The sequence below is a fragment of the Acinetobacter stercoris genome, assembly GCF_900323515.1.
GTDB lineage: Bacteria > Pseudomonadota > Gammaproteobacteria > Pseudomonadales > Moraxellaceae > Acinetobacter > Acinetobacter stercoris.
Genome location: NZ_OOGT01000132.1, coordinates 1 through 10,971, shown reverse-complemented (window position 1 = coordinate 10,971; position 10,971 = coordinate 1). Strand labels below are relative to the sequence as shown.

The window sequence follows — 10,971 nt, the reverse complement described above, 5'->3', positions numbered from 1 at the left end:
ATATTTTTACACAAATACTGTAAACGGTAGCGTAGTATTTACTTATTACGCTACCGTTTTGTATTTAAACAGGTTATTATTCAGGTTATACCTAAGTAGTATGATAATTAACGAGGTCATAGATGACTACTGAAGCACTTAATAAATCTGATTTAATTGAGCGAATCTCATTAAAAAATCCTCATTTAGCAGAGCCATTAGTAGAAGAAGCTGTTAAGATCATGATTGATCAGATGATCGAATCATTATCATCTGATAATCGCATCGAAATTCGTGGGTTTGGTAGCTTTGCGCTACATCACCGTGAACCACGTGTTGGACGCAACCCTAAAACTGGTAAGTCAGTTGAAGTTGCAGCAAAAGCTGTACCTCACTTTAAACCAGGGAAGGCGCTCCGTGATGCAGTAAACGAATCTGCAGCAGGATAAAATCTTTCGGAGTTCTTATGCGCTATTTTTTAGTTATTTTATTAATCGTCATATTTGGTTATGCACTGGCTCTTGTTTTACAAAACAGTGTTGAAGTGCAAGTTGACCTATTGTTTACAACAGTACCAGCGATGCGCTTAGGGCTGTTGGTATTATTGACATTAGTGATTGGAATAGTGGTTGGTCTGTTATTTGGTGTACAGGTTTTCCGAGTATTTCAAAATAACTGGGAAATTAAACGCTTACGTAAAGATATAGATCGTTTGCGTAAAGAGCAGATTCAGACAGCACAATTGGCGGCAGCAGAAGCGGCAGCAAGTGTTCGACATGAAAAAACGGTTCTTGATATAAATCCAGAAGATCAAAATCGAAATCCTTTGTGATTATCACTTTGTTCAAATCAATAGCTCTTTATTTAAAGGGCTATTTTTTTATTTATGAAAAACCTAAATAACGAAGTGCAGCTGTGACACCAATTGCAACCAAAATAACAACGATAATGCTGTGTTTTCGCCATGCAAAAATAATCGCTATCAATATTCCTATGATTTTGCTGATTCCAGAAAAATGGGTTCCTGAAAATAGTGTATTTATAACAGCTAAAGAAAAAAGCAATACACAAGCGGAATCCGTGAAACTTTGCTTTTGAGAGGCATTAAAAGTTATACGATCCGATAGGTACAAACCTGAATAACGGATAAGATATGTGGCAGCAGCAAGTATAAAAATTCCGAGTAAAATAAGGTTCGTATTAAAAATCATTTTTGATGTTTTCCAAAAAATAATGCAAATAAAGACATAAGTACAGGTAAACCTGCTGGAAGTAATGGGATGGAAATCATTGCAAACGTAGCGCCTAAAATTGCTCGCTGTCTGGTTATTCTATTTTTAAGTAAAGGTAAAATCAGTGCAAAAAGGATAGTAGGAAATGCTGCATCAATACCAAAAGCATCAATATTAGGAATATTTTGTCCGAGACAAAAGCCACAAAATATTCCAATGGGCCAGATGATGGCAATTCCAAGACCAGATAACCAATAAGCTTGCTTTTTTAAGTGAGGTTTATTTTGACTAAGACCAAACATCACACTTTCATCATTCATGATGTGACAGGCGATGAATCGTAGAAAGTTTTTTTCAAGAAAAGTGGAAACAGATAACCCAAATGGTAAGTGTCTCAGGTTAATTATGATACCAGTTAAGGCTGCAAATATCGGATTTGTTCCAGTTGCGATCATTCCGATAAAAGTAAACTCAGCCGCACCAGCCAGTACACTAATAGATAGAAGTAACGGGATCCAGATAGGGAGGTTAAAGCTGGCAGCGATAGAACCGAGTGAGATACCAACTAATCCAGTGGCTAAGGAAATAAGGATAATTGTTTTGACTAAGTTATGGTCTAAATTATCTTTCATGGTTTTATTTCTATACTGAATGTTCGTACGATATAATAAATAATGATGATTCGTTCGTCAAATGAAACGAATGTTCGATATATGGTGATATATGACACTGCCAATAGAAATTGTTGCAAAAGGTTTACAAAGAGAAAGGCTAAAGGCTGGTTTATCGTTAGCAGAAGTCGCGAGAAGAGCCGGTATTGCCAAATCAACTTTGTCCCAACTCGAATCTGCACAAGGTAATCCGAGTCTTGAAACACTCTGGTCTTTATGCGTAGCTTTGAACATTCCATTTGCACAGTTGATGGAATCAAATGTTAGTAAAACTCAAGTCATTCGCTTTGGTGAAGGACCATCTGTGACATCTGAAATTGCGCATTACAAAGCTGTATTATTGGCAACTTGTCCACCAGGGGCGAGAAGGGATGTTTATATTTTAACAACAGAACTTGGGGAGCCGCGTATTTCCAAACCACATCCGATAGGAAGTGTGGAGCATATTATAATTATGCAAGGTAAAGCACGGGTTGGGTTGATTGCAAACCCTGTTGAGCTGGAAACCGGGGATTATATTTGTTATCCAGCAGATCAGGAACATATCTTTGAGGCTTTACTTCCAGATACACGTGCGATTTTAATTTCTGAGCAAAATTAAGATCTAATATTTATCAAATGTTTGAAATTTTAAGCTATACAGGATGAATCAATCTAATATGATTGATTCATTGTAAGTTGTTATAACTTTTTTATAGTTTAATCTAATTTATAGTTTAATCTAATTTATAGTTTAATCTAACTCTAAAAATGAGTAGGAATTGATCTGAATATCTGGTTTTCAATGATCAGTCTTTTGAAAATTTACAATATTAAATAAAACATTATAATAGGCACAGTTTTTTTACTTGGAAGTAAGTCACTTGAGTATCATTGTTGCCTTGGATGCTAAAAGCCAATATGACGCATTAAATATGGCGGAACAATTAGATCCTGCATTGTGTCGCGTAAAAGTGGGCAAAGAGTTGTTCACTCACGAAGGTCCTCAAGTCGTTCGTGCTTTACAGGATAGAGGTTTTGAAGTCTTTCTTGATCTAAAGTTTCATGACATTCCAAATACTACTGCGCAAGCTGTTTGTGCTGCTGCAGATTTAGGGGTCTGGATGGTGAATGTTCATGCATCTGGTGGTCGTAAAATGATGGAAACCTGTGTAGAACGCTTAAAAGAAGGCAATTATCAAACTCAATTAATAGCAGTAACTGTTTTGACTTCTATGGGGCGTGAAGATTTGCGTGACCTTGGTCTGGATATTGAACCATTTGAGCATGTAAGACGATTGGCAAAGTTAACACAAGAAAGTGGTCTGGACGGTGTGGTGTGCTCAGCACAAGAGGCTAAAATGTTGCGTGAAGAGTTGGGGCAAAATTTTGCTCTTGTAACTCCAGGTATTCGTCCTGCTGGTGCAAATGCTGATGATCAAAAGCGTATTGTAACTCCTAAACAGGCGTTACTTGACGGATCAACGCACTTGGTTATTGGTCGTCCGATTACTCAGGCAGTAAACCCAACACAAGCTTTAAAAGACATTTTGGTATCTATAGCTTAGTCTGAAAATTTAAGGAAGGCTTATCTGTCTTCCCTAAATTTCTAAAAATATAAATTTCAAGACAAGCCTAGAAAAAAACTAATGAGTAGTGGGGCGATTAAGGTCAAAATCAATCCGCTCATCATGGCATGCGGAACATAACGTGTTCCACAGGATTGTTTAACCATAGCAAGGGTTACATCCATAGATGTTGCTCCAGCACTCGAAATAGCAGAGCGCGGAAAGCGCCAGCCGACTGTATACATTAAAAGAATTGCAACAATTTCTCTAAATAAATCAGTCAATAGTGCAATACCACCTAATTCGGCAGAATGTATCTGTGTGACTAAAATACCAGACATAGAATACCAGCCATAACCCTGTGAAAGTGCGACCAGTTCATTCCAGCTATAATCTTTTAAAATAAAAATACATAAAAGTGCGGCAAGGGTGGAACCGATAAATGCAGCTAAGGGTACAAATAAAATTTTAATACTGAGCCATGAACGGTCAAAGTGAGTATATGCGAGCTCAACACCAATAAGTAAGATGAACACTAGAAGCAAATACCAACTATTAAAAGCTACATCCAGATTTAACTGATTGACTGCTAATCCTATTGCAGCCCCAATTGCAAGAGCGATGAATGCGTAGCTGATATTTTTTAGTGCATTCAGGAAAAGATCTAATGAGATAGAACCTTGTACACTGTTTTTATCAATGAGTTTATAGACTAAAAGGCATGTAAAAAAAGAAAGTATGGATGTAGACACTGCCAAGATTAGGGCAGGAGGCAAAATAGCCCAAGGATGTTCAATCCCTTGAAGTGCTTGAGTCAATTCGAATGCGACACTAATCAATAGTAGATATGAAAAATAAGGCAAAATTTTGAAGATAAAATTACGAATAACTACTGGTAGTTTTCTTGCAAAAAAATAGCCTAAGCAGAGACAAATGAATATTTGTATTATCAAGAATAGAGAAGACATAATAAGTAGATAGATTTAACATCTACTTATTATGTCAAGTAAATCATTAAGCTGCACTAAATTGTTTGTTATTTCCAAGTAGCTGATAGTCAGCTGGATTTACTTTTTTGGTTTCTAACCAGTATTTCCATGTATAAGTTGGCCATAAGGCAAAGTTTTTACCACCATCTTGCTGATACCAGCTTACACATCCTGATTGCCAAACAGTTCCTTTTAACTGTTCCTGTATTCGATCATTGAATGCATCTTGCACTTTATCTCGTACAACAATTGCCTGTGTTTCAGTTTTAACGACCAATTTAATGAGTTGCAGGATATAGTTTACTTGCGATTCAATCATAAACACTACGGAATTATGACCAAGTACAGTATTAGGTCCTAAAAGCTGGAACAGATTCGGAAATTTTTTGGTACTGATTCCAAGATAACTTTCAGCTCCATCTTTCCAGACATCTTTAAGTTCAACACCATTTTCCCCATAACAATCAAAAGATTTAAGGTATATTCTTGGATCTGTAATAAAACCAGTACCATAAATCAGGCAGTCAATAGGTCTTTCTTTGCCATCTTTGGTAATAATGCTATTTTCTGTCAGTTCTTGAATTGCATCGGTAACCAGCTCAACATTTTTACGATTAAATGTTGGAAAGTATTTATTTGAAATTAAAATTCGCTTACACCCCATGACATAGTTAGGGGTGAGTTTTTTCGCAATTTCCTTGTCTTTTACTTGAAACTTGATAAAAGCCTCAGCAAGCTTTTGACCGTATTTCATGAGTTTAGGCTGAACAATTGGAACTACACGTGATTCATTTGACCAATATAACCTTGCACGGTGCAGCTTTCTGTACCAATCAAATTGACCAAATAATTTTTTATCAAGACGGTGATAAGAACGCTCATCACGAGGAATAATCCATGCTGCTGTTCTTTGAAAAACATATAGCTGTTTAGTTTTTGCAGCAATTTCTGGCACATATTGAATGGCACTACCACCAGTACCAATTGAGGCAACATTTTTACCATTTAAATCATAGTTGTGATTCCATTGAGAAGAGTGAAAAACTTCACCTTTAAATTTCTCAATACCTTTGATTTTTGGAATTTGAGGTACATGTAATGGACCTGAGGCAAAAATCACAAACTGTGCTTGTATCTTTTTGCCAGTTTTAAGTACTAATTGCCAATTTAATTTTTCTTCATTATATTGAGCTGAAACGACCTCCTGATTAAATTGGCAATGTTTTTCCAGATGATAATCATGGAAAAGACCTTTAATATAATCAAAAATTTCGGCTGCATCAGCATAACGTTTTGACCAATCTGTTTTGGGTGCAAAAGATAGTGAGTACATATGAGATTGTACGTCACATGCTGCACCAGGGTATTGATTTTCGCGCCATGTGCCCCCAACATCACTGGCTTTTTCTAAAATAATGAAATCATGAATATTGGATTGTTGTAAGCGAATTGCAGCAGCAAGACCTCCAAATCCAGATCCGATAATGGCAACTTTTGTTGTTTGTTGTTCTGACGAGATAGGCGTCATATTTATTATCCTTACTTTTTAAAGCAGGTTAAGATTAGCAATGTTTTCTAATTGGTAACATGATCACACCGACAGAAAAATTGATATATTCGGCAATTTTCAAAAACATGACTTTATTGTAAAAACGATATAGCAAGGATGATATGAAAAAATGAAACGTTCGATTCTCGGTTTAATGTACTTAATTCAAGGTATGCGTAATGCAGGCATTGATGTTGATGCTCGTCTTGCAAGTATTGGAATTAAGGCAGATGCTTTGGATCCAAGTTCTACTATTCATCCTAGTTTGGAATGGGATATTCAAAAAGTTATCGGACTGAATGTAAAACCGGAAACAGGATTGTTTATCGGGCAACATTATGCTTTGGCTGGTTATGGCCCTTTGCTTATGCTATTGGTATCTTGTGACACGATCCAGGATGCTATTGATAATGGAATACGTTTTCAGCGATTGACTCATTTATATGGTGTTTTAGGAGCAGCACAATCTGATCATCATATTGCTTTAACTTACCAACCTATTGATTTAGCAACTGAAAGAGGATTGTTAAGAGCGCAGAGTGAGGTTTCTGGGACGTATAAGTTTATACAAGATATTTATAAAATGGTAAATTTGCCAATCCCGAATATACGTGTTGAACTTCCTTTCCAAAAGCCAGATGATCTGGAAATTTTTAAACAATACCAAGATTATTATGGTTCTGATTTGCATTTTAACTGTGAAAAAGCTGCATTTTGGCTTAGTCATGATGTTTTAACGGTCAAAATACCTTCTTCTGATTTAATGACATTTCGTGTTTACCAGGCGAAATGTATGGATGAAATCGAAAGACTTGGTACTGAAGATTTAGAGGAACATTCATTGATACAACGTGTGAATGATTATCTTGAGTTGCAGCAAGGTGTTATACCTACAATGGCTGAAACAGCTCTTGCCTTAAATTTACCTGAACGAACATTGCGTCATCAATTGCAGCAACTCAACACCAGTTATAAGAAAATACGTGAACAGTTGATTCAGCATAAAGCATTACGTTTAATTGAATATAAAGAATATTCAATTGAAGTGATTGCCGAGCTTTTGGGTTATTCTGAACCTGCGGCATTTAATCATGCATTTAAACGCTGGTTTGGTCAGAGTCCGAGACAATATGGTAAATAAAACATGAATAAAGCAACAAATACTATGCTAAAGCGTTATTTACCAATGTTCATTATTCGATATACTTCCACCGGCCAATATAAAGTACGCGAACGATATGTTAGATTTTAAGTCCAGTCAAAATACTTCATTTACTCCCGTATCTCCAGCGGAGCGTTATGCGAATGCTTTAGCATCAGGGCAATTTTTACCTGATGATGCACAAGCTCAAGCAGTTCATGAGCTGGATCGTGTCTGGCAAGAGTTAATTAACCGGTATAAAGCATCCAAGAAAGCCTTTCGCAGATTTAGACGCCAAACCTCACCACGAGGAGTATACATGTGGGGGGGAGTTGGTCGGGGTAAAACATGGTTGATGGATCAGTTTTATGAATCGATTCCATTTCGCCGCAAAACACGTATGCATTTCCATCACTTTATGCAATATGTCCATAAAGAGTTAAACAAATTATCAGGGCAACGGAATCCTCTGGATATTGTTGCTGATCAGATTTATAAAGATGCTGTAGTTATTTGTTTTGATGAGTTTTTTGTATCAAATGTTACAGATGCTATGATTTTGAGTGATTTGTTTCAGAAACTTTTTACTCGAGGCATCACTCTGGTTGCAACTTCAAATATTGCACCTGATGGTTTATATAAAAACGGAATTCATCGTGACCGTTTTTTGCCTACTATTGAAATGGTTAAAAAGCATTGTGTAGTTTTAAATGTTGATGCGGGTGTTGATTACCGTTTAAGGGTATTAAAACAGGCACAGCTTTTCAAAACACCACTCAATGATGAAAATAAACAATGGATAGCTGAACGTTTCCATGCTTTGACTCAAACACAACTGGTTTCTAAAGAGCCAATAAATATCAACCATCGTGTAGTTGAAACATTAGGGCATACAGAAGATGTACTTTGGTGTGAGTTTTCCGAGCTATGTATGAAGCCGCGTAGTCCATCTGACTTTATTGAAATTGCAAACATTTACAATACCGTACTGGTCAGTAATGTTCCTCATCTGAATGATTTTTTATCTGAAGGGACACGTCGCTTTATTTATCTGGTTGATGAGTTTTATGATCGCGGAGTAAAGCTGTTATTAACTTCAGCAGATTCTATTATCGAGATTTATGAGGGTGAAAAACTAGCATTCGAAATTGAACGTACGCGTTCACGTTTATTGGAAATGCAATCAGATGATTACCTACAGTCAGAACACAGACAAATTCAAAATAAAAACAATGAGTTGAAAGTTGAATAAACTATTATATCTTGTAATAAAAAAGCACTCGGAATCGAGTGCTTTTTTATTACAAATATTGTGATCTTCGCCTTAAATGTTTTATCGACATTTTACTACTTTCATGGCTTAATCAATGTTTTGGGAAGAGTGTATAACATTTGGAATCCACGGATTTTATTTGCAAAATGTGAACTTAAGTCTAATTTCGACATTTTGAAAACTTTATACACTGTAGATGAGTATTCATATTGTTGATGATGGTTACTTCCTGAACGGTATTTTTATACATATTTAGGTATGTATTGCAATTAAAATGCTTACTATTTAGGAATGTGATATTACTATTCAGCAAAGTATAAATCGGTATACTAAGAAACTCTTGTTATAAAAAGTAGCAATATCAGGAAAGACAATGACTGCACGTATTCAAAAAGGCAAGTTAGCGATTGCTAAAGAACTCTACGATTTTATCGAAAATGAAGCTTTACCAGGTTCAGGTCTGGACAGTGAAACATACTGGAAGAACTTTGAACAAGTCGTTGTCGATCTTAGCCCTAAAAATAAAGCGCTCTTAGCAAAGCGTGATGATATTCAGGCTAAAATTGATGAATGGCACCGCAACAACAAATTTGAATTAGAAGCTTACAAAGCTTTCCTTAAAGAAATTGGTTACTTATTACCAGAAGTAGAAGATTTCCAAATAACAACTGAAAATGTTGATGAAGAAATTGCTTTATTGGCAGGTCCTCAACTTGTAGTACCTGTACGTAATGCTCGTTATTGCTTAAACGCAGCAAATGCGCGTTGGGGTTCATTATATGATGCACTCTATGGCTTTGATGTTATTTCAGAAGAAGGCGGTGCAGAAAAAGGCAAAGGGTATAACCCGGTGCGTGGTGCAAAAGTTATTGCTTTTGCTAAAAACTTTTTGAATGAAACATTCCCGTTAGCAACTGGTTCACATGTTGATGTAACCAAATATGCAATTGATGCAAAAAAATTAGTTGTTACTTTAAAAGATGGTTCAACAACAACTTTAGCTAAAGAAGCTCAATTTGTAGGCTTTAATGGTGAAGAAGCAAACCCATCTGAAATTGTATTATTGAACAATGGATTACATGTCATTGTTGAGATTGATGCAAATAGCCCAATTGGTCAAACAGATGCTGCAGGTGTTAAAGATTTAGTTCTTGAAGCAGCGGTTACTACTATTCAAGATTTAGAAGATTCTATTGCAGCGGTTGATGCAGAAGAAAAAGTTGAAGCTTATCGTAACTGGTTAGGTTTGATGCGCGGTACTCTGGAGGAGTCGATCGAGAAAAATGGTAAAACGATCACTCGTAAATTGAACAAAGACCGTACTCATAAAAATTTGATTGGTGGTGAAACAACTTTGCATGGTCGCTCATTAATGTTGCTTCGTAATGTTGGTCATCTGATGACAAACCCTGCAATTCTTGTAGATGGTGAAGAAATTTACGAAGGCATTATGGATGCTTTGGTAACACCACTACTTACTGTTGCAGACATCCGCGATGAAAATGAAAACAAAAACTCTCGTAAAGGTTCGATGTATATTGTTAAACCAAAAATGCATGGACCAGAAGAGGTTGCATTTGCCGTAGAGTTATTTGAACGTGCTGAACAGGCACTTGGTTTACCTGCGAAAACACTCAAAATCGGTATTATGGATGAAGAACGTCGAACATCTGTAAATCTTAAAAACTGTATTGCCCAAGCAAAAGATCGTACGATCTTTATTAATACAGGTTTTATGGATCGTACGGGTGATGAAATCCATACATTTATGGAAGCTGGTCCATTTGTTCGTAAGGGTGAAGTCAAAGCTCAAAAATGGTTCCCTGCATATGAAAACCGTAACGTGATGGTTGGCTTACAAACTGGTTTGCGTGGAAAGGCACAGATTGGTAAAGGTATGTGGCCAAAGCCAGATATGCTTTTGGATATGTACAATACAAAAATTGAACATCCTGAAGCTGGTGCATCATGTGCGTGGGTTCCATCTCCATCTGGTGCTGTGATTCATGCGATTCACTATCATCAATGTAATGTTTCTGCACGTCAACAAGAGTTGTTAAAAACAGAAGCATTATCACTTGATGATTTGTTAACACCACCATTAGCGACTGATACAAACTGGTCTGATGAGGAAAAAACAAAAGAACTTGAAAATAACTGTCAGGGTATTTTAGGTTATGTTGTTCGTTGGGTAGATCTGGGTGTAGGTTGCTCTAAGGTTCCAGACATTAACAATGTTGGCTTAATGGAAGACCGTGCGACGCTTCGTATTTCTTCTCAACATGTCGCAAACTGGTTACGTCATGGCATCGTGACAAAAGAACAGGTTGAAGAAGTTCTTAAACGCATGGCTAAAATTGTAGATGAGCAAAATGCGAATGATCCAGAATATACGCCAATGGCTCCTAATTTTGATGGTTATGCGTTCCAAGCTGCTTCTGATCTGATTTTTAAAGGTGGAGAACAACCATCTGGTTATACAGAGCCATTATTGCATGCTGCACGTCTAAAATTGAAAGGTTATACAGGCGATTAATTTCACTGACTAAAAAGCTCCTTCGGGAGCTTTTTTAATTTTACAATAAATAAT

Annotated in this window: 11 protein-coding genes; 7 read left to right on the top strand and 4 right to left on the bottom strand. The window is 36.5% G+C overall.

Going from position 1 to position 10,971, the window contains the following annotated elements; translation table 11 throughout:
- The first annotated feature begins 122 nt into the window (after positions 1-122).
- Positions 123-428 (top strand): integration host factor subunit beta, encoded by a 306-nt coding sequence (locus tag KPC_RS13145; protein ID WP_121974818.1) that lies wholly within the window; start codon positions 123-125, stop codon positions 426-428.
- 17 nt (positions 429-445) lie between these two features.
- Positions 446-811: a lipopolysaccharide assembly protein LapA domain-containing protein gene (locus tag KPC_RS13140; RefSeq protein ID WP_121974817.1), complete on the top strand. Its 366-nt coding sequence runs from the start codon at positions 446-448 to the stop codon at positions 809-811.
- 52 nt (positions 812-863) lie between these two features.
- On the opposite strand, the gene KPC_RS13135 is transcribed toward KPC_RS13140, so the two are convergent.
- Positions 864-1,190: an AzlD domain-containing protein gene (locus KPC_RS13135; RefSeq protein WP_121974816.1), complete on the bottom strand. Its 327-nt coding sequence runs from the start codon at positions 1,188-1,190 to the stop codon at positions 864-866.
- Entirely contained in the window at positions 1,187-1,843 is a 657-nt protein-coding gene (locus tag KPC_RS13130; RefSeq protein ID WP_121974815.1) for an AzlC family ABC transporter permease, read from the bottom strand. The genes KPC_RS13135 and KPC_RS13130 overlap by 4 nt, the downstream gene beginning before the upstream one ends.
- A gap of 91 nt (positions 1,844-1,934) precedes the next feature.
- Here KPC_RS13130 and KPC_RS13125 point away from each other — a divergent pair, with 91 nt between their 5' ends.
- Positions 1,935-2,483, top strand: a complete 549-nt coding sequence (locus KPC_RS13125) for a helix-turn-helix domain-containing protein (protein WP_121974814.1) — start codon at positions 1,935-1,937, stop codon at positions 2,481-2,483.
- 247 nt (positions 2,484-2,730) lie between these two features.
- A complete protein-coding gene (pyrF, locus tag KPC_RS13120) occupies positions 2,731-3,429 on the top strand; it encodes an orotidine-5'-phosphate decarboxylase (protein ID WP_171334494.1) in 699 nt (232 codons plus the stop codon).
- A gap of 56 nt (positions 3,430-3,485) precedes the next feature.
- Here the strand turns inward: pyrF and KPC_RS13115 are convergent, their stop codons facing one another.
- Together KPC_RS13115 and KPC_RS13110 are read right to left on the bottom strand one after the other, a co-directional pair.
- Positions 3,486-4,397: a lysine exporter LysO family protein gene (locus KPC_RS13115; RefSeq protein ID WP_121974812.1), complete on the bottom strand. Its 912-nt coding sequence runs from the start codon at positions 4,395-4,397 to the stop codon at positions 3,486-3,488.
- 46 nt (positions 4,398-4,443) lie between these two features.
- Positions 4,444-5,946, bottom strand: coding sequence for a flavin-containing monooxygenase (locus tag KPC_RS13110; RefSeq protein WP_121974811.1), 1,503 nt, complete (start codon positions 5,944-5,946; stop codon positions 4,444-4,446).
- Between the two features lie 151 nt (positions 5,947-6,097).
- Here KPC_RS13110 and KPC_RS13105 point away from each other — a divergent pair, with 151 nt between their 5' ends.
- From KPC_RS13105 to KPC_RS13095, 3 genes are all read left to right on the top strand, one after another.
- Complete coding sequence (locus KPC_RS13105; RefSeq protein ID WP_121974810.1) at positions 6,098-7,108, top strand: helix-turn-helix transcriptional regulator; 1,011 nt, start codon at positions 6,098-6,100, stop codon at positions 7,106-7,108.
- A gap of 97 nt (positions 7,109-7,205) precedes the next feature.
- Complete coding sequence (zapE, locus tag KPC_RS13100) at positions 7,206-8,360, top strand: cell division protein ZapE (protein WP_121974809.1); 1,155 nt, start codon at positions 7,206-7,208, stop codon at positions 8,358-8,360.
- 394 nt (positions 8,361-8,754) lie between these two features.
- Positions 8,755-10,917, top strand: coding sequence for a malate synthase G (locus KPC_RS13095; protein ID WP_121974808.1), 2,163 nt, complete (start codon positions 8,755-8,757; stop codon positions 10,915-10,917).
- The last annotated feature ends 54 nt before the right edge of the window (positions 10,918-10,971 follow it).

Bases quoted from the DNA above. Each gene is read 5' to 3' on its own strand.
- KPC_RS13140 (WP_121974817.1), top strand. From the start codon at position 446: ATGCGCTATTTTTTAGTTATTTTATTAATCGTCATATTTGGTTATGCA.
- KPC_RS13135 (WP_121974816.1), bottom strand. From the start codon at position 1,190: ATGATTTTTAATACGAACCTTATTTTACTCGGAATTTTTATACTTGCT.
- KPC_RS13115 (WP_121974812.1), bottom strand. From the start codon at position 4,397: ATGTCTTCTCTATTCTTGATAATACAAATATTCATTTGTCTCTGCTTA.
- KPC_RS13105 (WP_121974810.1), top strand. From the start codon at position 6,098: ATGAAACGTTCGATTCTCGGTTTAATGTACTTAATTCAAGGTATGCGT.
- KPC_RS13110 (WP_121974811.1), bottom strand. From the start codon at position 5,946: ATGACGCCTATCTCGTCAGAACAACAAACAACAAAAGTTGCCATTATC.
- KPC_RS13095 (WP_121974808.1), top strand. From the start codon at position 8,755: ATGACTGCACGTATTCAAAAAGGCAAGTTAGCGATTGCTAAAGAACTC.
- KPC_RS13125 (WP_121974814.1), top strand. From the start codon at position 1,935: ATGACACTGCCAATAGAAATTGTTGCAAAAGGTTTACAAAGAGAAAGG.
- KPC_RS13145 (WP_121974818.1), top strand. From the start codon at position 123: ATGACTACTGAAGCACTTAATAAATCTGATTTAATTGAGCGAATCTCA.
- KPC_RS13130 (WP_121974815.1), bottom strand. From the start codon at position 1,843: ATGAAAGATAATTTAGACCATAACTTAGTCAAAACAATTATCCTTATT.
- zapE (WP_121974809.1), top strand. From the start codon at position 7,206: ATGTTAGATTTTAAGTCCAGTCAAAATACTTCATTTACTCCCGTATCT.